Source organism: Dorea longicatena (assembly GCF_024168045.1).
Taxonomy (GTDB): Bacteria; Bacillota; Clostridia; order Lachnospirales; family Lachnospiraceae; genus Dorea_A.
The window spans coordinates 1,133,540-1,158,728 of sequence record NZ_CP100126.1; the positions used below are offsets into that span (position 1 = coordinate 1,133,540).

19 protein-coding genes and 2 tRNA genes are annotated in these 25,189 nt (G+C 43.4%); 19 read left to right on the top strand and 2 right to left on the bottom strand.

Features of this window, described 5'->3' with window-relative positions:
* Positions 1–119 precede the first annotated feature (119 nt).
* The 17 genes from scfB to NKF87_RS05535 all read left to right on the top strand — a co-directional run bounded on the left by scfB (position 120) and on the right by NKF87_RS05535 (position 20,161).
* Positions 120–1,514, top strand: coding sequence for a thioether cross-link-forming SCIFF peptide maturase (gene scfB / locus NKF87_RS05455; RefSeq protein ID WP_117598036.1), 1,395 nt, complete (start codon positions 120–122; stop codon positions 1,512–1,514).
* Between the two features lie 28 nt (positions 1,515–1,542).
* On the top strand, positions 1,543–3,705 hold the full coding sequence (gene secD / locus NKF87_RS05460; RefSeq protein ID WP_117598009.1) for a protein translocase subunit SecD: 2,163 nt from the start codon (positions 1,543–1,545) through the stop codon (positions 3,703–3,705).
* Positions 3,706–3,813: 108 nt separating this feature from the next.
* Positions 3,814–5,574 (top strand): single-stranded-DNA-specific exonuclease RecJ, encoded by a 1,761-nt coding sequence (recJ, locus tag NKF87_RS05465; protein WP_117598010.1) that lies wholly within the window; start codon positions 3,814–3,816, stop codon positions 5,572–5,574.
* Between the two features lie 73 nt (positions 5,575–5,647).
* On the top strand, positions 5,648–6,172 hold the full coding sequence (locus tag NKF87_RS05470) for an adenine phosphoribosyltransferase (RefSeq protein WP_055280971.1): 525 nt from the start codon (positions 5,648–5,650) through the stop codon (positions 6,170–6,172).
* Positions 6,173–6,201: 29 nt separating this feature from the next.
* Positions 6,202–8,547: a RelA/SpoT family protein gene (locus NKF87_RS05475; RefSeq protein ID WP_117598011.1), complete on the top strand. Its 2,346-nt coding sequence runs from the start codon at positions 6,202–6,204 to the stop codon at positions 8,545–8,547.
* 4 nt (positions 8,548–8,551) lie between these two features.
* Positions 8,552–9,175: an MBL fold metallo-hydrolase gene (locus tag NKF87_RS05480; RefSeq protein ID WP_055280976.1), complete on the top strand. Its 624-nt coding sequence runs from the start codon at positions 8,552–8,554 to the stop codon at positions 9,173–9,175.
* A 47-nt stretch (positions 9,176–9,222) separates the two neighbouring features.
* Entirely contained in the window at positions 9,223–10,653 is a 1,431-nt protein-coding gene (gene hemZ, locus NKF87_RS05485; RefSeq protein WP_117598012.1) for a coproporphyrinogen dehydrogenase HemZ, read from the top strand.
* On the top strand, positions 10,638–11,909 hold the full coding sequence (gene hisS, locus NKF87_RS05490; protein ID WP_055280980.1) for a histidine--tRNA ligase: 1,272 nt from the start codon (positions 10,638–10,640) through the stop codon (positions 11,907–11,909). Before hemZ ends, hisS begins: the two co-directional genes overlap by 16 nt.
* Before the next feature lie 59 nt (positions 11,910–11,968).
* Entirely contained in the window at positions 11,969–13,777 is a 1,809-nt protein-coding gene (aspS, locus tag NKF87_RS05495; RefSeq protein ID WP_117598013.1) for an aspartate--tRNA ligase, read from the top strand.
* 182 nt (positions 13,778–13,959) lie between these two features.
* Positions 13,960–14,032, top strand: a tRNA-Gly gene (locus tag NKF87_RS05500).
* Positions 14,033–14,060: 28 nt separating this feature from the next.
* A tRNA-Gly gene (locus NKF87_RS05505) sits at positions 14,061–14,133 on the top strand.
* Positions 14,134–14,277: 144 nt separating this feature from the next.
* On the top strand, positions 14,278–15,564 hold the full coding sequence (locus NKF87_RS05510; RefSeq protein WP_117598014.1) for a homoserine dehydrogenase: 1,287 nt from the start codon (positions 14,278–14,280) through the stop codon (positions 15,562–15,564).
* 82 nt (positions 15,565–15,646) lie between these two features.
* Complete coding sequence (locus tag NKF87_RS05515) at positions 15,647–17,014, top strand: MATE family efflux transporter (protein ID WP_253584123.1); 1,368 nt, start codon at positions 15,647–15,649, stop codon at positions 17,012–17,014.
* 102 nt (positions 17,015–17,116) lie between these two features.
* Positions 17,117–17,548 carry a MarR family winged helix-turn-helix transcriptional regulator gene (locus NKF87_RS05520; RefSeq protein WP_253584125.1) on the top strand — a complete coding sequence of 144 codons (432 nt, stop codon included), beginning with the start codon at positions 17,117–17,119 and terminating at the stop codon, positions 17,546–17,548.
* Positions 17,549–17,583: 35 nt separating this feature from the next.
* On the top strand, positions 17,584–18,432 hold the full coding sequence (thyA, locus tag NKF87_RS05525; protein ID WP_253584127.1) for a thymidylate synthase: 849 nt from the start codon (positions 17,584–17,586) through the stop codon (positions 18,430–18,432).
* Positions 18,433–18,447: 15 nt separating this feature from the next.
* A complete protein-coding gene (locus NKF87_RS05530) occupies positions 18,448–18,936 on the top strand; it encodes a dihydrofolate reductase (RefSeq protein ID WP_118309432.1) in 489 nt (162 codons plus the stop codon).
* A 10-nt stretch (positions 18,937–18,946) separates the two neighbouring features.
* Positions 18,947–20,161: a glycosyltransferase family 4 protein gene (locus NKF87_RS05535; RefSeq protein ID WP_253584129.1), complete on the top strand. Its 1,215-nt coding sequence runs from the start codon at positions 18,947–18,949 to the stop codon at positions 20,159–20,161.
* Positions 20,162–20,241: 80 nt separating this feature from the next.
* Here the strand turns inward: NKF87_RS05535 and glgD are convergent, their stop codons facing one another.
* Positions 20,242–21,357, bottom strand: a complete 1,116-nt coding sequence (glgD, locus tag NKF87_RS05540) for a glucose-1-phosphate adenylyltransferase subunit GlgD (RefSeq protein WP_117598016.1) — start codon at positions 21,355–21,357, stop codon at positions 20,242–20,244.
* A 1-nt stretch (position 21,358) separates the two neighbouring features.
* Positions 21,359–22,498 carry a glucose-1-phosphate adenylyltransferase gene (locus tag NKF87_RS05545; RefSeq protein ID WP_118224631.1) on the bottom strand — a complete coding sequence of 380 codons (1,140 nt, stop codon included), beginning with the start codon at positions 22,496–22,498 and terminating at the stop codon, positions 21,359–21,361.
* A 374-nt stretch (positions 22,499–22,872) separates the two neighbouring features.
* On the opposite strand from NKF87_RS05545, the gene ilvB reads away from it, so the two are divergent.
* Together ilvB and ilvN are read left to right on the top strand one after the other, a co-directional pair.
* Positions 22,873–24,594 (top strand): biosynthetic-type acetolactate synthase large subunit, encoded by a 1,722-nt coding sequence (gene ilvB / locus NKF87_RS05550; protein WP_253584131.1) that lies wholly within the window; start codon positions 22,873–22,875, stop codon positions 24,592–24,594.
* 27 nt (positions 24,595–24,621) lie between these two features.
* Complete coding sequence (gene ilvN, locus NKF87_RS05555; protein ID WP_055280996.1) at positions 24,622–25,134, top strand: acetolactate synthase small subunit; 513 nt, start codon at positions 24,622–24,624, stop codon at positions 25,132–25,134.
* Positions 25,135–25,189 lie beyond the last annotated feature (55 nt).

The following is a 25,189-nucleotide window of genomic DNA, read 5'->3' on the forward strand; positions in this document are numbered from 1 at the left end:
TAGGGTCGCTGTTTCTTGCTGTTCATGGAATTATCTGACAGCATGAGATTTCAGACAATCAGAGAAATAACAGGAATTTTCCGATATAGAATATGAAAAACAAGAAAGGGGTACCAGATATGATTCATCAGTACCGTAATAATGGATACAATATCGTTATGGATGTGTACAGCGGCTCTGTACATGTGGTAGATGATGTCTGTTATGATGTGATCGCAAAATTGAACGGATCAGAGACAGAACCAACTGCCGGAACATTAAAAGAAACAGGTGTAAAAGATCAGCTTCTGCAGTCACTGGGAAATAAATACGAAGCGTCAGATATCGAAGATGCATTGTCAGACGTGATCGAGCTGACAGAAGGCGGACAGTTATTTGTAAAAGATACATACGAATGTATGATTGAAGAGGTGAAGAAGAGGAAAACGGTCGTAAAAGCATTGTGCCTGCACATTGCACATGACTGTAACCTTGCCTGTAAATATTGCTTCGCAGAAGAGGGAGAGTACCACGGAAGACGTGCACTTATGAGTTTTGAAGTGGGTAAGAAGGCACTGGATTTCCTGATCGCAAATTCCGGAAACCGCCGCAACCTGGAAGTTGACTTCTTCGGAGGGGAACCTCTGATGAACTGGCAGGTTGTAAAAGATCTGGTGGCTTACGGAAGAGAACAGGAGAAGATCCATAACAAGCATTTCCGTTTTACCGTTACGACCAACGGTGTCCTTTTAAATGATGAGATCCAGGAATTTGTAAATAAAGAGATGGACAATGTTGTATTAAGTCTGGATGGAAGAAAGGAAATCAATGACCAGATGCGTCCGTTCCGTAACGGAACGGGAAGCTATGATTTGATCGTTCCGAAATTCCAGAAGCTTGCAGAAAGCAGAAATCAGGAAAAATATTATATCCGTGGAACATTTACAAGAAACAATCTGGACTTTTCCAATGATATTATGCATTTTGCAGATCTTGGATTCAAACAGATGTCGATCGAGCCGGTCGTTGGAGATGAAAGTGATCCGTATGCGATCAGGGAGGAAGATCTTCCTAAGATCATGGAGGAATATGACAAACTTGCGAAGATGATGATCGAACGCGAGAAAGAGGGAAAAGGCTTCAATTTCTTCCATTTTATGATAGATTTAAACGGTGGTCCGTGTGTGGCAAAACGTTTATCCGGATGTGGTTCCGGAACAGAGTATCTGGCTGTTACACCATGGGGCGACCTCTATCCATGCCATCAGTTCGTCGGACAGGAAGAGTTTCTGATGGGGAATGTGGACGATGGAATCGTGAAGCCGGAGATCGCGGACGATTTCAGAAGCTGTAATGTGTATTCGAAAGATAAATGCAGAAACTGTTTTGCAAAATTCTATTGCAGTGGTGGATGTATGGCGAACTCTTACAATTTCCACGGTACGATCCATGATACCTATGAGATCGGCTGTGAGATGCAAAGGAAGCGTGTAGAGTGTGCGATCATGATGAAGGCTGCACTTGCAGAAGAATAAATAATTCGAGAGGATGTGTAGGAGAACGATGAAAAAGTCAAAAAGCATACTGAGTCTGCTTCTGACTGTAATTCTCATCGTCGGTCTTGGTTTTACTGTTATCACAGGAATTGGAAAATCTAAGACCGGTGCGATGAAGAACATCAAACTTGGTCTGGATCTTGCCGGTGGTGTCAGCATCACTTATCAGGTAAAAGATAAGAATCCGACCAAAGAAGAGATGAGTGATACAATCTATAAGCTGCAAAAGCGAGTAGAGCAGTACAGTACAGAAGCAAGTGTATACCAGGAGGGAGACGACCGAATCAATATCGAGATTCCTGGTGTTACAGATGCCAATAAGATTCTGGATGAACTTGGAAAACCAGGTTCCCTTTCTTTCCAAACAGCAGATGGTGAGACGGTCCTTACAGGAACCGATGTAAAGAGCGCATCTGCAAAGAGTGGTCAGGATGATATGGGGAATAAAGAATACTCCGTAGAACTGAACCTGACAAAATCAGGAACAAAGAAATTTGCTACAGCAACACAGAACAATATCGGAAAACAGATTGCGATCATTTATGACGGTGAGACCATCTCCAGTCCGGTTGTCCAGTCTGCGATCACAGGCGGACAGGCTTATATTACCGGAGACTTTACATACGAAGAAGCTGATAATCTGGCATCAACGATCCGTATCGGTGGACTGAAACTGGAACTGGAAGAATTACGTTCGAATGTAGTCGGAGCACAACTTGGAGAGCAGGCACTTAGCACAAGTCTGAAGGCGGGAGTGATCGGTCTGATCCTGGTATTCCTGTTTATGATTCTGGTATACAGGCTTCCGGGACTGGCATCCAGTCTTGCACTGCTGATCTATACAGAGATTGTACTAGTGATCCTGAATGCATTTAATGTAACCTTAACCCTTCCGGGTATTGCAGGTATCATTTTAAGTATTGGTATGGCGGTGGATGCGAACGTTATTATCTTTGCCCGTGTGCGTGAAGAGATGATGAAAGGAAAAACTGTGAAGTCATCACTTAAGGCAGGATTCCAGAAAGCAATGTCAGCTATCGTTGACGGTAACGTAACAACCCTGATTGCAGCAGCGGTTCTGTGGTTCAAAGGTTCCGGAACAGTAAAAGGATTCGCACAGACACTGGCAATCGGTATTGTGGTATCCATGTTTACCGCACTGGTGATCACACGTATGATCGTATATGCATTCTATGGAATCGGAATCCGCAAAGAGAGTCTGTATTATCATCAGATGAAAGAAAGAAAGCCGGTGAATTTCCTCGGAAAGAAGAAGATATTCTTCAGCGTTTCCATTGCACTGATCCTTGCAGGATTTGTGATCATGGGAGTTAATTCAGCAAAGGGAAATGGAGCACTGGCATACAGTCTGGATTTCCAGGGCGGAACTTCTATGAATGTGAAATTTGACAAAGATTATTCTATCGATGAGATCGATGAAGAGATTGTTCCTGTAGTAGAAAAGATTACCGGAGACCACAACATTCAGACACAGAAGGTGTCCGGAACCAAACAGGTCATTATTAAAACAAAGACATTAAGTCTTGCGAAACGTGAGCAGGTCAACAAAGCACTGAAAACTACATTTGGAGTGAAAGAATCCGATATCACAGCTGAAAATATAAGTTCTACGATCAGTGGTGAGATGCGTCGTGATGCAGTAATTGCCGTGATCGTGGCAACAATCTTTATGCTGCTTTACATCTGGTTCCGTTTCAAAGATGTACGTTTTGCTACAAGTGCGGTTGCGGCACTGTTACATGACGTTCTGGTGGTACTTGCATTCTATGCGGCATCCAGAATCTCAGTGGGAACAACATTTATTGCATGTATGCTGACGATTGTCGGTTATTCCATCAATGCAACGATTGTAATCTTTGACAGAATCCGTGAGGAACTTCCACTGATGAAGAGAAACGATGATCTGGCTGAAGTGGTAAATAAGTGTATAACACAGACGTTGACAAGAAGTATTTATACATCGTTGACGACATTTATCATGGTATTTGTTCTGTTTATTATGGGTGTAAGTTCTATTCGTGAATTTGCAGCACCGCTTATGGCAGGTATCATCTGCGGAGGATATTCTTCCGTATGTATCACAGGAGCCCTGTGGTATGTTATGAAAACAAAAGCCTCTAAAAAAGCAACAAACAAAAAGAAAAAATAAATCAGAAAATGATTTGAAAAGCAGTTGTGCCTGTTGACAGGGTATAACTGCTTTTTTAAAATTAAAAAGTAATTGTACTTAGACTGAAGAGACAAAGGAGCGACAACAATGGAACGATGGGTTCTGCTGCGGAAAGGCGCAGATTTTGAGGCAATAGGGAAAAAATACCAGATCAGCCCGCGGCTGGCATGTCTGATCCGGAACAGGGATGTGATCGGGGAAGAAGCGGTTGACCGCTATCTGAATGGAACAATCAGTGATCTGTATGATGGAATGCTGATGAAAGATATGGATAAAGCAATCGATATTCTGAAAGAGAAGATCCTGGAAGATAAGAAAATCCGGGTGATCGGAGATTATGATATAGACGGAGTGAATGCAACTTACATTCTGCTGGAAGGACTGGAACGTCTCGGTGCGGATGTGGACAGTGATATACCAGACCGTATCAGTGACGGATATGGACTGAACAGGCATCTGGTCGAAAGAGCTTATGAAGCCGGTGTAGATACGCTCATTACCTGTGATAATGGGATCGCGGCAGCAGATGAAATCGCGTATGGAAAAGAAATGGGGATGACAGTGATCGTAACAGATCACCATGAGGTCACGTTTGATGAACAGGATGGAGAAAAACGATACAGAATTCCGCCGGCAGATGCGGTTATGGATCCTAAGCAGCCGGATTGTCTCTATCCATTTAAAGGACTCTGCGGTGCTGCGGTTGCATACAAGCTGATGGAGGCATTGTGGGAGAGTATGGGAAAGGATTCGGCGGATCTGGATGATCTGATCGAAAATGTTGCGATCGCTACGATCGGAGACGTGATGGATCTGGAAGATGAGAACCGTATTTTTGTCAAAGAAGGTCTTCAGATGCTGAGACGCACAAAGAATCCGGGATTGAAAGCTTTGATCGAGTGTACAGGGATTGACAAGAACAGCCTGAATTCCTATCATATCGGTTTTGTACTCGGGCCATGTATCAATGCCAGCGGAAGGTTGGATACAGCAAAACGTGCGCTGGAATTACTGAGAGCAGGAACGCAGAAGGAGGCAGATATCCTTGCAGGAGACTTGAAAGCGTTGAATGACAGCAGGAAGGATATGACGGAAGAGGCTGTAAAACAGGCAGAAGAGCAGGTGGAGACAACAACCATTTCCAAGGACAAGGTGTTGGTCGTTTATCTTCCGGATTGTCATGAAAGTCTGGCAGGTATCGTCGCCGGAAGGATAAGAGAGAACTATTATAAACCGGTGTTTGTACTGACGGATGCAGAAGAAGGAGTGAAAGGATCCGGCAGGTCGATCGACGGATACCACATGTATGAAGAACTGAATAAATGCAAAGAATTGCTGACGAAGTTTGGCGGACACCGGCTGGCAGCCGGATTGTCACTTCCGAAAGAGAATGTCGGGAAATTTCGCGAGATGTTGAATAAAAACTGTACGCTGACCGAAGAAGAGATGAAAGAAAAAGTAACTATCGATATGGAGATGCCGTTCGGATGTGTGACGGAAGGATTGGTGAAAGAACTGGAACTTCTGGAACCATTTGGAAAAGGAAATACAAAACCGGTATTTGCAGCACGCGATGTCACATTACTTGGTGCAAGAATTCTTGGGAAGAATAGAAATGTACTGAAATTACAGGTGCAGGATGTGAATGGATGCAGGATTGAAGCAATGCTGTTCCATCATGCAGATGATTTCCTGGGCAAACTGGAAGAACAGTATGGAAAGACAGAAGTGGAGGCACTCTTAAAAGGTCGTGGCAGACAGATCCGGATCTCGATGACATATTATCCGGATATTAATGAATATATGGGGAAAAAGACACCACAGATTGTGGTGACGCATTACCGTTAAACCATAGATTGAAAATTAGAAAAAGTAATGCTATACTTAAAGTTGTATTTTAGACAGAAATGGAGAGAGTATCATGAAAGCGATAGAAGAGTATGTAAGAAGCATTCCGGATTTTCCGGAACCGGGAATTATATTCAGAGATGTAACAAGCATTCTTCAGGATGCGGAGGGGTTACATCTGGCAATAGATCTGATGCAGGAAAAATTAAAAGACGTAGAGTTTGATGTGGTTGTAGGACCGGAATCCAGAGGATTTATTTTTGGAGTTCCGATTGCATATAACCTGCATAAGCCATTTATCCCGATCAGAAAAAAAGGAAAGCTCCCTTGCGAGACTGTTTCTGTTGAATATGAACTGGAATATGGTACTGCTACGATCGAGATGCATAAAGATGCGATCAAACCGGGACAAAGAGTGGTTATCATTGACGATCTGATCGCAACAGGCGGAACCAATGAGGCAATGGTAAAACTAATCGAAGGACTTGGCGGGAAAGTAGTAAAGACAGTATTTCTTATGGAACTTGCGGGATTAAAGGGAAGAGAGCGATTAGAAGGATATGATGTGGATGCCGTGATCACATATCCGGGTAAGTAATAGAAGCATCAAGGGAAGGAGGCGTTGATATGTCAGACAAGACAACATATGAATCACTGGACAACCGGATTGCACCGGAAGCCCTGACGGAAGACCATACAAAAGGACTCGCTGTCGTAGACGGACATGCGGTGAAATCGCAGGAAGATTATGAAGATCCGGACCGGTTGTATGGCATGTTGATTGCCCGTATCCGAAAGTATCATCCGTCCACAGATGTTTCCCTGATTGAGAAAGCTTATAAGCTGGCAGTTGAAGCACATGGAGATCAGCGCAGAAAATCCGGAGAGCCATATATCATCCATCCGTTATGGGTAGCGATCATTCTGGCAGATCTTGAGATGGATAAAGAGACGATCGCTGCAGGAATGCTGCACGATGTGGTTGAAGATACAAAGTTTACGGAAGAAGATATCCGAAAGGAATTCGGAGCAGAAGTAGCACTTTTGGTAGATGGAGTTACCAAGCTGGGAAGACTTTCTTATTCTTCGGATAAACTGGAGGTACAGGCAGAAAATTTAAGAAAGATGTTCCTGGCAATGGCAAAGGACATCCGAGTCATCATCATCAAACTTGCAGACCGTCTGCATAATATGCGTACACTGCAGTTTATGACACCGGCGAAACAGAAAGAAAAAGCAAAAGAGACGATGGACATTTACGCACCGATCGCACAGCGTCTTGGAATTTCCAAGATCAAGACAGAACTGGATGATCTGGCACTTAAGTATTCACAGCCGGAAGTGTTCTATGATCTGGTGAATCAGATCAATGCCAGAAAGACTGAGCGGGAAGAATTTGTAGAGCAGATTGTAGATGAAGTGTTGACACATATGAAGAATGCGGGCATCAAAGCAGAAGTCAACGGGCGTGTCAAACATTTCTTCAGCATTTATAAAAAGATGGTCAATCAGGATAAGACAGTAGATCAGATCTATGATCTGTTCGCAGTCCGTATTATCGTAGAATCTGTAAAGGACTGCTATGCGGCACTCGGTGTGATTCATGAGATGTATACGCCGATCCCGGGACGATTTAAAGATTATATTGCAATGCCAAAACCGAATATGTACCAGTCACTGCATACAACGCTGATGAGTTCGGTCGGACAGCCGTTCGAGATCCAGATCCGTACAGAAGAGATGCATAAGACAGCTGAATATGGTATTGCGGCGCATTGGAAATATAAAGAGTCGAATGACGGTAAGAAGAGTGTTGAAGCACAGGAAGAAGAGAAGTTAAGCTGGCTGCGCCAGATCCTGGAATGGCAGAGAGACATGTCGGATAACCGGGAATTCCTGAATCTGATCAAAGGTGACCTTGATCTGTTTGCAGAAGATGTGTATTGCTTTACACCGCAGGGAGATGTCAAGAACCTGCCGAATGGTTCGACGCCGATTGACTTTGCTTATGCGATCCATAGTGCAGTTGGAAATAAGATGGTTGGGGCTAGAGTGAACGGAAAACTGGTCAATATCGATTATAAAATTCAGAACGGGGATCGAATTGAGATCCTGACTTCACAGAATTCCAAGGGGCCAAGCAGGGACTGGCTGAATATTGTAAAAAGTACACAGGCAAAGAACAAGATCAACCAGTGGTTTAAAAAAGAATTCAAAGAAAGTAATATCATCCGTGGAAAGGATATGATTGCTACATACTGCAAGGCAAAGAGTATCAATCTTACAAATATTATTCAGCCGAAGTACCAGGAGATCGTGCAGAAAAAATATGGATTCAAAGACTGGGAATCTGTGCTGGCGGCAATCGGTCACGGAGGATTAAAAGAAGGACAGGTAGTAAACCGGCTTGCAGAAGAGTATGGAAAAGATCACAGACAGGCAATTACGGATGAAGTTGTTCTGGAGAGAGTGGCTGAGGCTGCAAAAAATAAGGTGCATATTGCCAAGTCCAAGAGCGGTATTGTAGTCAAGGGAATTGATGATATGGCGGTCCGTTTTTCCAGATGCTGTAATCCGGTACCGGGAGATGAGATTATCGGATTCGTTACCCGTGGAAGAGGTCTGTCCATTCACCGTACAGACTGTATCAATATGATACATCTGTCCGAAGCGGAACGCGCAAGACTGATTCCGGCAGAGTGGGAGACGGAAGTGACAGAAAAATCAGGAGGTCAGTATCTTGCCGAGATCAAGATGTATGCCAATGACCAGCAGGGGCTTCTGATGGAGATTTCCAGAATTTTCACAGAAGAAAATGTGGATGTCAAATCTATGAATGTCCGTACCAGCAAGAAAGGAACAGCAACAATTGAGATGGGATTCATCGTTCACGGCCGTGAAGAACTGGAGCGTATCGTGAAGAAATTGCAGCAGCTTTCCGGAATCATTGATATAGAAAGGGCAACAGGCTAAAAGTATGAAGATAAAGAAATACGTAGTTGGAATGATTGGTACGAATTGCTATCTGGTAATCAACGAAGAGACAAAAGAGACGGTCATGGTTGACCCGGGAGCTTATCCGGCGAAGGTAAAGAATGCGGTAAAGGAGCAGGGACTGAAACTGAAAGCGGTGCTTTTGACACATGCACATTTTGATCATATTATGGGACTTTCTGATGTGATGGAAGACGTAAAAGTTCCGGTATATGTAGAAGAAGCGGACCTTCCGATGATGACGGACGGTGAAAGTAATCTGTCTTCTACATATGTGCGTGGAGGATACCGGTTTGAGGAGGCGGTTCCGGTCAGTGATGGGCAACAGCTGGAAATTGCAGGTTTTCAGTTCCGTGTGATCCATACACCGGGACATACACCGGGTGGATGCTGTTATTATATGGAACAGGAAGGCGTCCTCTTTAGCGGTGATACATTATTCCAGACATCGGTTGGCCGTTCAGACTTCCCGGGCGGAAGCGCATCGGCATTGGTTCGTTCTGTAAAGGAGAAACTGTTGGTACTGCCGGAAGAGACACATGTATATCCGGGGCATATGGAAGAAACGACGATCGGTTATGAAAAACTCCATAATCCATTTATATAATGAATGTTGGCAAAAGACAGTGATAAAAAACAGAATGGAGAATTAAAATGATTCAGATTATATGTAAAAGCGAGTCTTATACTTATAATGCGTATCATATATTAAAGGCTTTTTATCCGTCGCAGGAAGTATCCTGCAAGACGGATGAAGAAGCCTCTAATTATGTAACGGTACAATTACCGGATGGTCAGGAAATTTTTGCAGAAACGGAGAATCTGCAAACGGAGAAAAAACGGCAGACAGACCTGAATCTGTATGACCAACTGGAGAAGATCACCGGAGAACCACTTGCATGGGGAGTGCTTACAGGCGTACGTCCGACCAAGCTTGCTATGCAGAAGCTGGAAGCCGGCTGGAAAAAAGAAGATTATATCAGATGGGCATGGGAAAGCGCAAGAGTAAGAAAAGAAAAGGCAGTGCTTGCATGGGAGATTGCCGAGAGGGAGCGGAAGATTCTGGAAGAACTGGATTATGAAGAAGGGTACAGCTTGTATGTAGGAATCCCGTTCTGTCCGTCGGTCTGTTCTTATTGTTCTTTCAGTTCCGGACCGCTGGATCGCTGGGAAGAAAAAGTAGATGTATATGTAGATACACTTTGTAAAGAGTTGGAATTTATCGCAGAGCGTTCAAAAAATAAAAAGCTGAATACAATCTACATCGGCGGAGGTACACCGACTACTCTGACGGCAGAGCAGCTGGAACGACTGCTGGGATGGATTGATGAGAAATTTTCGAGAGAACATCTGTTGGAGTATACTGTAGAAGCAGGAAGACCAGACAGCATAACAGAAGAAAAATTAAAGGTTATAAAGAGCCACGGCATTACCAGGATTTCCATCAATCCGCAGAGCATGCAGCAGAAGACACTGGATGCGATCGGAAGAAAACATACCGTAGAAGAGATAAAAGAGGCCTATGCATTGGCCAGAGAGACCGGATTCGATAATATCAATATGGATATTATCGCAGGACTTCCGAGGGAAGATATTTCTGATATGGAAGATACATTGGCTCAGATCGCTCAGATGAAGCCGGACAGTCTGACGGTGCATTCACTGGCAATCAAGAGAGCGGCCAGAATGGAAATGAGAGATTTACACCGGGATGTGAAGGAGACACATGACATCCTTTCCGGCATGATCGAAAAAGCAGCAAAAACAGCAGAAGAGATGGAACTTTTCCCGTATTATCTGTACAGACAGAAGAATATTGCAGGGAATTTTGAAAATGTTGGTTATGCAAAGGTTGACAAAGCCGGAATATACAATATACTTATTATGGAAGAAAAACAATCTATTATTGCCGCAGGCGCAGGTGCGTCGACAAAAATCGTATTAAAGAATCCGATTCCTATGCCGGGCAGTAAAAAGAAGAAAATGACACGTCTGATCCGTCAGGAGAATGTCAAGGCAGTAGATGCCTATATCGACAGGATCGACGAAATGATAGAACGCAAAGGAGAATGGTTATGGCATTAAAGAAAAAACCGGTTACCGGTATGAAAGACATGCTCCCACGTGAGATGGAGATCCGTGATTACCTGATCGGACTTATTAAAGAGACGTATAAGACATACGGATTCTGTTCCATCGAGACACCGTGTGTGGAACATATCGAGAACCTGTGCAGCAAGCAGGGAGGAGACAACGAGAAACTGATCTTCAAGATTTTAAAAAGAGGTGAAAAACTGAAGATCGATACAGCAAAAGAAGAGAATGATCTGGTGGATGGAGGTCTGCGTTACGACCTTACCGTACCGCTTGCCAGATATTATGCGAACCATTCGAATGAGCTTCCGGCACCGTTCAAAGCATTGCAGATCGGGAATGTATGGAGAGCAGACCGTCCGCAGAAAGGACGTTTCAGACAGTTCATGCAGTGCGATATTGATATTCTGGGTGAACCGGGAAATCTTGCAGAGATTGAGCTGATTCTTGCAACCACAGCTATGCTTGGAAAGTTAAGCTTCCAGAACTTTACGGTATGTATCAATGACCGTAACATACTGAAGGCAATGGCTGCATATAGTGGCTTCCGTGAGGAAGACTATGATGAAGTCTTCATTATCCTGGATAAGATGGACAAGATCGGGGCAGAAGGCGTTGCAAAAGAACTGGAAGAGATGGGATATGCAAAGGAAAATGTAGAGACTTATCTTCAGCTGTTTCAGGATGTTGCACCGGATGTGACAGGTATCCGTTTTCTGAAAGAAAAATTAGGAGACTGCTTAAGTGGAGAGACAGCAGATAGTATGGAAATGATCATTTCCAGCGTTGAGACTGCAAAGGAATGCGAATTTAATATCAAATTCGACCCGACACTTGTAAGAGGACAGTCTTACTATACAGGAACTATCTTTGAAGTAACAATGGATGACTTCGGCGGATCAGTAGCCGGAGGCGGACGTTATGATAAGATGATCGGTAAATTTACCGGACAGGATACACCTGCATGTGGATTCTCCATCGGATTCGAGAGAATTGTTATGCTGCTCCTGGAAAATGGATATGAAGTTCCGACTGTAAAAGAGAAGAAAGCATATCTGTTAGAAAAGAAGATGACAAAAGAAGGTCTTTTAAAAGTAATGTCACTTGCAAAGACAGACCGTCAGGCAGGAAAACAGGTTCTGATCGTCAACATGAAAAAGAATAAGAAATTCCAGAAAGAACAACTGGCAGAAGATGGTTATATAGAAATCGTGGATTGCTATGCAGATTCCGTAGAGAACTTATAATATGTTTTAGAGAACAATAAATCACGGCGTAAAGACGCCGAAAAAGGAGAAAAAAGAACATGGCAGAATCAATGAAAGGGTTGAAAAGAACCCATAGATGTACAGAATTATCTGCAGCCAATGTAGGAGAAAAAGTTACCATCATGGGATGGGTACAGAAGAACCGCAACAAAGGAGGTCTGGTATTTGTAGATGTCAGAGATCGCTCCGGTATCATTCAGGTGGTATTTGAAGAAGGAAAATCAGAAGCAGCGCTGATCGAAAAAGCAGCAAAGCTTCGTGCAGAATATGTAGTAGCAATCGTGGGAACGGTTGCAAAGCGTTCCGGTGCGGTGAATGATCATCTTGCAACAGGTGAAATTGAGGTACTTCCGGAAGAACTCCGTATTCTTTCCGAGTCAGAGACACCTCCGTTCCACATTGAAGAAAATTCCAAGACAAAAGAAGAAGTACGTCTGAAATACAGATATCTGGACCTCAGGAGACCGGATCTGCAGCGCAATCTGATGATGAGAAGTAAAGTTGCAACTCTGACACGTCAGTTCCTTGCAGAAGAAGGATTTCTGGAGATTGAGACACCGGTCCTGATCAAGAGTACACCGGAAGGAGCAAGAGATTACCTGGTACCGAGCCGTATCCAACAGGGACAGTTCTATGCACTGCCGCAGTCGCCGCAATTATTCAAACAGTTACTGATGTGCTCCGGATATGACAGATATTTTCAGATTGCAAAATGTTTCCGTGACGAAGACTTACGTGCAGACCGTCAGCCGGAATTCACACAGATTGATATGGAGTTATCTTTTGTAGATGTTGATGATGTCATCGAGGTAAATGAAAGACTGCTTGCAAAATTATTCAAAGAAGTACTGGGGGTAGAAGTATCCCTTCCGATCCAGAGAATGACATGGCAGGAGGCAATGGATCGCTTTGGTTCTGACAAGCCGGATATCCGTTTCGGTATGGAACTGACGAATGTTACAGATGTTGTAAAAGACTGCGAGTTCGTTGTATTCAAAAATGCAATTGAAAATGGTGGAACTGTTCGCGGTATCAACGCCAAAGGACAGGGTGGAATGGCCCGCAAGAAGATCGACAAGCTGGTTGATTTTGCGAAAGATTACGGCGCAAAAGGACTTGCCTATATTGCAATCCATGAAGACGGAACTGTAAAATCCTCATTTGCCAAATTTATGACAGATGACGAGATGAAAGCGCTGATCGAGGCAATGGGCGGAGAGAACGGTGACCTGTTATTATTCGCGGCAGATAAGAATAAAGTTGTATGGGATACACTTGGAGCACTTCGTCTGGAACTTGCCCGCCAGATGGAACTCCTTGATAAAAACGAATACAAATTCCTGTGGGTAACAGAGTTCCCGCTTCTTGAGTGGAGTGAAGAACAGAACCGCTTCACGGCAATGCATCATCCGTTTACGATGCCGATGGAAGAAGATCTTCAGTATATCGACAGTGATCCGGGAAGAGTGCGTGCGAAAGCATACGATATCGTATTAAATGGTAATGAAATCGGTGGCGGAAGTGTCAGAATCTTCGATCAGGATATTCAGAGCAAGATGTTCAAAGTACTTGGATTTACGGAAGAACAGGCTCAGGAGCAGTTCGGATTCCTTCTGACAGCATTCAAATACGGAGTACCGCCGCACGCAGGACTGGCTTACGGTCTGGACCGTCTGGTTATGCTGATGGCAAAACAGGACAGCATCCGTGACGTGATCGCATTCCCGAAGGTAAAAGATGCATCTGACCTGATGACAGAAGCACCGGGACATGTAGATGCAAAACAGCTGGAGGAACTCGGAATTGCAGTTGTGGCAAAGGAAGAGAAGAAAGACGACGCTGAGTAAGTAAAGAATAAAATGCCGGGAACAGTCAGATAAAGATTATTCCTGGCATTTATTAAATTATTTGAATTTTCAGATAGAAAGAAAAATTCAAAAAACTTGAAAAAGATATTGACATAATGAGAAAGTTGCGATATACTAAATATCGTTCTGATGAATACGAAAACATAAAATATACTTGATGTGCGATAGTAGTACAGTTGGTAGTACGCCACCTTGCCAAGGTGGAGGTCGCGGGTTCGAGTCCCGTCTGTCGCTCTGAAAAGACGTTGCAAGTAGTTGTTATGCGATAGTAGTACAGTTGGTAGTACGCCACCTTGCCAAGGTGGAGGTCGCGGGTTCGAGTCCCGTCTGTCGCTCTGAATTGACTGTTTGCAACGTTTTTTTGTTGTACTAATTTACGAGCAGAGAAAGAATCCGATTGAAATCATATGTGGCACTGTGCTATACTAAAGTGTACATAAACAAAAAGAGAGTGAACAAGAAAACGAGGATGTGAGAAGATGAATCAGGAAAGAGTAGTAAAAGCAGGTCTTCTGGGACTTGGAACGGTTGGCAGTGGTGTATATAAGCTTGTAGAATGCCAGAAAGATGAGATGGCAATGAAAGCCGGGGCAGGTCTTAAGATCCAGAAGATACTGGTACATAACATGAATAAGAAGAGAAAAGGCGTAGACCAGTCTCTTTTAACAGATAAGTGGGAAGATATCATTAACGATGATGAAATCGAGATCGTGATCGAGGTGATGGGTGGCATTGAGCCTGCAAGAACTATGATTCTGGAAGCTCTGCATGCAGGGAAGAATGTTGTAACTGCAAATAAAGATCTGGTGGCAACACATGGACATGAACTTCTGGAAGCTGCAGAAGAAAGTGGAGTGGACTTCTTATTTGAGGCAGCCGTAGCAGGAGCAATCCCGATCATCCGTCCACTGAAGCAGTGTCTGGCGGCAAATGAGATCCAGGAAGTCATCGGTATTGTCAATGGTACAACGAACTTTATCCTGACCAAGATGATCGAAGAAGGCATGGATTTTGGCGATGCACTGGCACTTGCTACCGAGCTTGGCTATGCTGAGGCAGACCCGACAGCCGATATCGAAGGACTGGATGCCGGACGTAAAGTAGCGATCATGGCATCGATCGCATTCCATTCCAGAGTGACATTTGATGATGTATATACAGAAGGAATTACGAAGATTACGGCAAAAGACGTAGAGTACGCAGAAGAATTCGGTGACGTGATAAAATTGCTCGGTGTCGCACATAATACAGAAGGTGGTATAGAAGTTGCAGTACATCCGATGATGATTCCGAAGGAGCATCCTCTTGCATCTGTCAGAGATTCCTTTAATGCAGTATTCGTACATTCCGATGCAGCAGATGATACGATGTTTTATGGACGTGGAGCGGGAGAACTTCCGACAGCCAGCGCGATCATGGGTGATGTGATCGATGTGATCCGTGATATTCAGTATCATTGTACGGGAAGAATCAGCTGCACCTGTTATCGTGACACACCGGTAAAGGATTTTAAAGAAGTAAAGAATAAATTCTATATCCGTATGCTGGTGGATAATAAACCGGGTGTGCTTGCAGCAATCGCGAGTGTATTTGGAGTGCATAAGGTAAGTATTGCCAGAGTCATCCAGAAGACGGAGGCAGATGATGCGGCAGAACTGGTTATCGTGACAGAAGCAGTAAAGGAAAAGCATCTGGAAGATGCACTGGAACATTTGGCGGATATGGATACGACACGTGAGATCGGAACTGTGATCCGTGAATATTAGAGCATAAATAGCAGAATATTTTTAAAGGACGGAGACTGTAACAAGCTCCGTCTTTTATAATCGGATAAGGAGTGAAGATGAGATGGAGGAACAGAAAAAAAGAAATCCTCTGGAGACAGAAAAAGAAGGAAAACTGATCGCGAAATTTGCAATTCCGGCAATTATCAGTATGCTGGTGAGCTCGTTATATAATATTGTAGACCAGATCTTCATCGGACAGGGAGTCGGACTTCTGGGAAATGCGGCGACCAATATCGCATTTCCGGTGTCGATCATCTGTACGGCAACAGCGCTTCTTCTGGGAATCGGCAGTGCATCGAATTTTAACCTGTGTTCCGGTGCGGGAGATCATGAGAAGGCAAGCAGGATCGCAGGAACCGGACTTGCTATGCTGGTGATCTGCGGAGTGATCATTGCGGCGGTCACACTTGTATTTTTGAATCCGTTACTGCACATCTTTGGGGTAACAGCGAAGATCCTGCCATACGCACAGGATTACACGGGGATTACCGCATTCGGAATACCGTTTCTAATCCTGACGACGGGTGGGAATCATCTGATCCGTGCAGACAGAAGTCCGACATATTCGATGACGTGTATGCTGACGGGAGCAATCATTAATACGATCTTAGATCCGTTATTTATCTTCGGATTCCATTGGGGAATCAAAGGTGCTGCCTGGGCAACCGTGATCGGTCAGATCGTATCAGGTATTATGGTCATTGTATATTTCGGACGATTCCGTAAAATGGAACTGAAAAAAGAGATGTTCCGTCCGTCAGGAAAGATTTTGAAGAAGATCATATCACTGGGAATGGCTTCCTGTATCAATCAGATTGCTATGGCTGTGGTACAGGTCACGATGAATAATACATTGCGGCATTATGGAGCGGCTTCTGTGTATGGAACGGATATTCCACTGGCATGCGTGGGGGTGATCTCTAAAGTAAATATGGTGTTTATGGCAATCGCAATCGGGATTTCACAGGGCTGCCAGCCAATCTGGGGATTCAATTACGGTGCGGAGGCGTATGACAGGGTGAAGAGGACCTATTGGAAAGCATTCCAGATCGCCATGACGGTTGGCATTGTATTTTTTCTGTGTTTCCAGTTCTTCCCGATGCAGCTTGTGAGTATCTTTGGTACAGGAAGTAAGGAATATTATCAATTTGCAGCGAGATATTTCCGGATTTTTATGTTCATGACATTTATCAATGGAATACAGCCGATGTCCTCCGGATTTTTTACATCGATCGGTAAGGCAAAGCTGGGTATTGTAGTTTCACTTACAAGGCAGGTGATTTTCCTGCTTCCACTGATACTTATTTTCCCGCTTTATATGGGAATTGATGGTGTAATGTATGCAGGACCGATTGCTGATGCAGCAGCAGGAATTGTTGCAATAGGGTTTGCGCTAAAAGAGCTTCGTGCGATGGATGAGATTGCATAGCCTGTTGGAATATGGTAAAATAAATTGATTGAATGAGTCCGTCCGGGGATGTGAATCTTCCCGGACGGATGATGTTTACAGGGGAATGGGAGAAGACAAAGGATGAAAGAACGATTACCCGTTGGATTTATGTTTAAACAGATTAATAATATTTACGAGAAAGAATTCAACAGTCTGCTCCGCGGGATTGGGATCACATCGTCACAGTGTGCGGTGCTGGATTACCTTCTTGGCAGCAGCAAAGAATTCATGAATCAGAAAGACATTGAGAAAGCACTAAGTCTTAAGAATCCGACGGTGACAGGAATCTTAAAAAGGCTGGATGAAAAGGGGTTCATTCTGGCGGTTCCAAGTAATCAGGATAAAAGATGCAAGAACATATACCCGACAGAAAAAGCGTACGATATCCAGAAAAAAATGGATAACTACCGGAAGAAGATCGACCGGCGGCTTACGATCGGAATGAGTAAAAAAGAAATTGCAGCATTGGAAAAGATGCTGGACAGGGTCCTTTATAATATCAGTGATCCGTAGACAGAACGAAAAGCAGAGAGACAGGAGATGTAAAAATGAGTTATGCAGATAAAGTGTTTATCAACATGTGCCGTGACATCATCGATAACGGTACCGATACCAGAGGAGAAAAGGTCAGACCGGTATGGGAAGACGGGACACCAGCGTATACGATCAAAAAATTCGGAGTCGTGAACCGTTATGATCTGTCGAAAGAATTTCCGGCATTGACACTTCGAAGAACCGCGATTAAAAGCTGTACGGATGAACTTCTCTGGATCTGGCAGCAGAAATCAAATAATATCAATGACCTGCACAGCCATATCTGGGACAGCTGGGCAGATGAAGACGGATCGATCGGAAAAGCTTACGGATATCAGATGGGCGTAAAGCATCAGTATAAAGAAGGAATGTTCGATCAGGTGGACCGTGTGATCTACGATCTGAAAAATAATCCATACAGCAGAAGGATCATGACGAATATCTATGTACATCAGGATTTGCATGAGATGAACCTGTATCCATGTGCTTACAGTATGACATTTAATGTGACGAAGAAACCGGGACATGATAAACTGACACTGAATGCGATCCTGAACCAGAGATCCAATGATGTCCTGGCTGCAAATAACTGGAACGTATGTCAGTATGCTGTGCTGATCCATATGCTTGCGCAGGTGTGTGATATGGAAGTGGGAGAATTTGTCCATGTGATTGCAGATGCACATATTTATGACAGACACGTACCGATGATTGAAGAACTGATCAGCCGTGAACCGTTTCCGGCACCGAAGTTCTGGCTGAATCCGGAGATTAGGGATTTCTATCAGTTTACAAGAGATGATGTGAAATTGATCGATTATCAGACACATGACCAGATTAAAAATATTCCGGTAGCGGTATAAGTAGGAGGAAATAATATGAATTTGATCGTAGCAGTAGATTCGAACTGGGCAATTGGAAAAGAAAATAAATTATTGGTGAGTATTCCGCAGGATATGAAATTTTTCCGTGAGACAACGAATGGAAAAGTTGTTGCGATGGGCAGAAAGACACTGGAAAGCTTTCCGGGAGGACAGCCGCTGAAGAACCGAGTTAACGTGGTACTTACGACAGATAAGAATTATAAAGTAAAAGATACCGTGATCGTACATTCTGTAGAAGAGATGGTAGAAGAATTAAAAAAATACGATTCGGAAGATATCTATGTGATCGGTGGAGAGAGTATTTACCGCCAGCTTCTTCCGTATTGTACAAAGGCTTATGTTACAAAGATCGATCATGCGTATGATGCAGATACATACTTCCCGGATCTGGATGCAGATCCGGAATGGGAGATGACAAAAATCAGTGACGAACAGACGTATTTTGATCTGGAATATGTATTTGCGATATATGAGAGGAGATAAAGAAAGCGGGATGAGAATACTTAGTGTCACGGCACAGAAACCATGCAGTACCGGGAGTGGAGTCTATCTGACAGAGGTTGTGAAAGCACTTGCAAAAGAGGGACATACGCAGACTGTGCTGGCAGGCATTGCAAGAGGGGAACAGATGGATATGCCGGATGGTGTGAAGGCATATCCGGTATATTTTGAATCGGAAGGATTACCATATCCGGTTGTGGGTATGTCAGATGAGATGCCATATATCAGTACAAGATACAAGGATATGACAGAAGATATGACAGTACAGTTCAGAAATGCATTTCTTGCAGTATTGGATGAAGTAATAGAAAGAGAAGATCCGGAACTGATCTTATGCCATCATCTGTATTATCTGACAGCACTGGTGCGGGAGCACTATCCGGAAAAGAAAGTATATGGATTCTGTCACAATACGGATTTGAGACAGATGAAAAATACGTCATTTCAACGGGAATTTATACGCAGTCAGATTCCGCGTCTTGACCGGATCTTTGCACTTCAGGAAGCACAGAAAGAAAAGATCAGACAGATATATCCGGTGAAAAGTGAGAGCATGACGGTAATCGGTACGGGGTACAATAGTCATGTGTTCCGGATAACCGGTGAGAAGCCGGGAAAAAAGGATGATGTGGTGCGGCTGGTTTTTGCCGGGAAAATCACGCAGAAGAAAGGCGTAAAAAGTCTTTTGCGTGCGATGAACCTGCTGGATGAAGAAAGCGGACAGATAAAACTTGTGCTTGCGGGTGGAGCTGGAAATCAGAAAGAATATGAAGAAATAAAAGAACTGGCTGCACACTGCAGATATCCGGTCAGATTTGCCGGTTGTGTGCCGCAGGTGGAACTGGCAAAACTGTATAACGACGGAGATATCTTTGTCTTGCCGTCTATGTATGAAGGACTGCCGCTTACAGTGATCGAAAGCCTGGCGTGTGGTGACCGCGTAGTGATGACGAGGCTGGATGGAGTGGCAGACTGGCTTGAGGATATGATACCGGATGCTGATATCCGTTATGTGGATCTGCCAAAGATGAAAGGTGCGGATGAAGCAGTGGAAGAAGAACTTCCGGTTTTTGAAAAAAGACTGGCACAGGCACTGGAAGATGCAATTAGGACAGTAAAACAGGAAAATAGAGGACTTGTGAAAAACAGGGCATGTGATGTGAGCAGAATATCCTGGCAGAAGATTGCGCAGGAAGTCATCCGGTAAAAGGTAGATAAAAGAGAGCGAAAAGATCAACTTGATGATTTTTCCGCTCTCTTTTGTTATATTTCCGTTAAAAGTATATTCTATAATGTATCGTTCCTTCTTACATATCCAGGACGGTCTTCAGAAGCGGACAACTCTTTTGCATGTGTGATCTTAGCATGTTTGTCAATTACCTGATTCTCTACGTGAACATTTTCACCGATGTAAGCATCAGAAAGTACGATGCAGTTTTTGACAACAGCTCCTTTCTTGATGATACATCCACGTCCGATAACAGAATGATCAATCTCTCCTTCGATCAGACAGCCATTTGACACAACAGAGTTTTTGGCTGTTCCGGTTTCGAAATACTGGGTTGGGCAGGAATCGTTGGTCTTGGTATAGATCGGCCAGTCCGGCACGAACAGATTCTGTGCTGTTTTGATATCTGTCAGGGACAGGTTGGACTCATAGTAGCTGTTAAAATCTGAGATTGCTGCAAAGTAACCTCTGTGAGAAACTCCGCGGATATCAAGGTCTTCGCAGGAAGCATTTACGATATCCAGTAATGTGTATACAGAAGAAGTCTTTCTTGATTTGTGGATCAGTTCGATGAACAAATCTTTCTTCATGATATAAGTATCCATAAAGATGTTTTTGTTCTTTGCATTTCCGTGATTTTGTTCCAGTGAAAGAACCCCTTTCTGCTTGTTCAGATTAACAGCATAGCAATTCAGAAAATATTCTTTTGCATTGTCTACGGAGTGATACAGTAAGGTAATATCAGCACCGGATTCGATATGAGTGTTTAACAGTTTGTTGTAATCCTGGGTATAGATCATATAACTTGGAGCGATTACGACATATTCCTCCAATTGCTGTTCAATATATTCTAAGTTCTCGATGTAGGATGCAATGTCATTGTTATACAGACTCATATTCATTCCGAGTCCGGAATAAAGAATCTGGAGATTACCACTCTTGGAGTTGATATTATAATGACGTCCGGTTCCGAGATGTGCAGTCAGTGACTGCGGTTTTCTGCGGATATAAACCTGAATATGGTCGATGCCGCTGTTACTCATATTAGAGATCGTGAAGTCGATGACACGGTAACGTCCAAGGAAAGAAAAAGCACCTACCGGACGATATTCCTGCATACCTTCTACTGCAATGTGATTTCCGGCAAAATTTACGATTCCAAATGCTTTAGCCATGTTATTCTACCCCCTTTACACGTTTTGAAATGAGCTCGATGTGCTCGCTCTTGGCATCGCCGACAACTGCGCCTGCACCAATCTTTACATTATCGGCAACCAGTGCACGTGTAACGACAGCATTCTCTTCCACTTCAACACCAGGCATCAGAACGCTGTCGATGATCTTTGCGCCTTTTCTGACTTTGGCACCGGTGAAGAGAACGGAATTCTGGATATCACCTTCGATCACACAACCCTGATTGACAAATGCATGTCTGATATTGGCATCCGGACCGATGTACTGAGGAAGAGTAGTTGCATCTTCGGTGTAAATCTTCCAGGTCGGATCATTCAGATCCAGTTCATTGTTTTTGCTCAGCAGATCCATATTTGCTTCCCAGAGAGAATCAATTGTTCCGACATCTTTCCAGTACCCCTTGAACTTGTATGCATATAATTTTTTTTCATCACTCAGAAGAGACGGAATGATATCTTTTCCGAAGTCATGGTTGGAATCAGGATCTTTCATATCAGCAATTAATTTCTTACGTAAAAGCTTCCAGTTAAAGATATAGATTCCCATAGAAGCAAGATTGCTCTTTGGATGTTCCGGCTTTTCTTCAAATTCTATGATCCGGCCTTCTTCGTCGGTATTCATGATACCGAAACGGCTTGCTTCTTTCATAGGAACTTCGATGACTGCGATGGTTGCATCGGCACCGTTGTCTTTGTGCGCCTGCAGCATCTTGTCATAATTCATCTTATAGATATGGTCACCGGAGAGAACCAAAAGATAATCCGGTGAATATGTATCAATAAAATCGATGTTCTGAGAAATTGCATCTGCTGTACCTCTGTATACATCCAGGTTCGCATCTGCCTTCTCACGTGGCGGAAGAACGAATACGCCGCTTTCTTTGGCATCTAATCCCCAACGACGTCCGGCTGCCACATAACTGTTCAGCAGAATTGATTCATACTGCGTTAAAACTCCTACTACGTTAATTCCGCTGTTTGCGCAGTTGCTGAGTGGAAAATCGATGATTCTGTATTTTCCACCATAAGAAACAGCTGGTTTTGCAACTTTATTTGTCAGTTCGTGAAGGCGTGAGCCTCTACCGCCGGCTAATATCATCGCTAACATATTATTTTGTTTCATGATATATCCTCCTTATTGCTTATGTATCTATTGTATAATTTTTTGCATTTTTTTGCTATACATTTTTGGAAAAAAATACAAAAAATCACAAAAAAATTTAAAATTAAATGTGAAATTTGTGAAAGATGGAAAAATAACGAAATTTGTCGGGAAAATGATAAAAAAGATCAATAACACGATTGTGCAAAAGTTCATTATAAAAATCAGCAGTAAATGAATCGGATAAAAAGAGTTGACAATACCAAAGAACGTCACCTATAATGTTTTATAAATATTCAGTGAAATGCTGTAAAGATGCAATAATCGCCCTGAGCTTGCAGCTTAGGGCTTTTCTTTTTATTTTATAGAAAAGTAAAAATTTAAGGAGGTAGTATATGAAAAAGATCAGTGGAAATAAATTATTGGTAAAAGCGCTGAGAGAAGAACAGGTAGATACAATTTTCGGGTATCCGGGAGCCTGTACGATCGATATCAGTGATGAACTTTATAAGCAGGATTATACGAAGGTAATTCTTCCGAGACAGGAAGTAGCACTGGTACATGAGGCAGATGCTTATGCAAGATCAACCGGAAAAACAGGAGTGTGTCTGGTTACAAGCGGACCGGGGGCAACGAATCTTGTGACAGGTCTTGCAACTGCCTATTACGACAGTGTACCACTGGTATGCTTTACGGGGCAGGTGTCCAGACATTTGATCGGAAATGATGCGTTCCAGGAAGTAGATATTATCGGAATCACCAGAAGTATTACGAAATATGGTGTTACGGTCAGAAACAGGGAAGACCTCGGACGTATCCTGAAAGAAGCATTTTATATTGCAAGAACAGGAAGGCCGGGACCGGTATTGATCGACCTTCCAAAAGATGTAATGGGAGAATTGGGAAGTGCCGAGTATCCGGATGAAGTGAATATCCGTGGATATAAGCCGAATACCCATGTACATGTCGGACAGTTAAAACGTGCGGTTAAGATGCTTTCCAAGGCAAAGAAACCATTGTTCCTCGCAGGCGGAGGTATCAATATAGCACATGCCAATGAAGAATTTACGAAACTGGTGGATGTGACGAATGTCCCGGTTGTAACAACAGTTATGGGACGTGGGGCGGTTCCGACTACACATCCGTTATATATAGGAAATCTTGGAATGCATGGTGCCTATGCATGTAATATGGCGGTAAATGAATGTGATCTGTTATTTTCGATCGGAACCAGGTTCAATGACAGGATCACAGGAAAGCTGCATTCATTTGCACCGAATGCACAGATTGTACATATTGACATTGATACAGCCGCAATTTCTAAAAATGTGCAGGTGGATGTGCCGATCGTAGCAGATGCCAAAGAAGCCGTTACGAAGATGTTAGAGTATGTCACTCCTTTTGAGACGGGAAAATGGATGGATACGATCGAAGACTGGAAAGCGGAGCATCCGCTGAAGATGAAAAAGAAACCGATCATGACACCGCAGGATGTTATTGAGGCGATTAACCGGATCTTTGATGAGGCGATCATTGTAACGGATGTCGGACAGCACCAGATGTTCACTGCGCAGTTTATTGAGATTACAGAGAAGAAAAAGCTTCTGATGTCCGGAGGACTTGGAACAATGGGATATGGTATGCCGGGAGCGATTGGAGCGAAGATCGGGAATCCGGATACACCGGTCATCTCAATCTCCGGAGACGGTGGTTTTCAGATGAACAGTCAGGAACTGGCAACCGCAGTGTTGGAAGAACTGCCGATCATCAGTTGTATCTTTAATAATAATAATCTTGGAATGGTGCGTCAGTGGCAGAAATTATTCTATGGAAAGCGCTATTCCATGACATGTCTGCGCTCGGGAGCAGCCTGCAGAGGAAAATGCGGAGAGGTTGAATGTCCTGTTTACACACCGGATTTTATGAAACTGGCAGACGCTTATGGTGCAAAAGGCATCCATATTACGAAAAAAGAAGAGATCGAGCCGGCATTCAGAGAAGCTATGAAGAGTACAAAGACACCATATATCCTGGAATTCGACATTGATCCGGAAGATCTGGTATATCCGATGGTAAAACCGGGCGGGACACTGGAAGATCTGATCATGGATTGTTAGGAAGAAGAGGACAGGAGGAAAAAAACAATGAATAATAACGGTATGAAAAAACGATGGATTTCCTTATATGTAGAGAACCAGGTAGGAGTTCTGTCAAAAATCTCAGGGTTGTTCTCCGGCAAATCTTATAACCTGGACAGTCTGACTGTTGGTACGACAGAAGATCCGACCGTGTCCAGAATGACGATCGCAACAGTCAGCGATGATGAGACATTTGAACAGATTAAGAAACAGCTGAACCGTCTGGTGGAAGTGATCAAGGTCATCGATTTTACAGATGTATTTGTCCGTATGAAAGAAATACTGTATGTCAAAGTGCGAAAATGTTCAAAAGATGATAAAGTGGAATGTTTTCAGATTGCAGAGACATTCAAGGCAAAAATCATTGATTACGGCAAAGACAGTGTACTGCTGGAATTTGTACAGACGGCAACGAAAAATGATGCAGTAATCAAACTTATGAAAGAAGAATTCGCCAGTATTGAAGTTGTACGAGGCGGAAGTGTGGGAATTGAATCCATAAGTATGATGGAAAGATAAAAAAACAGAGTGCACTCTTGAATTTTAAAAACAGTAGTATTATAATAAGACAAGA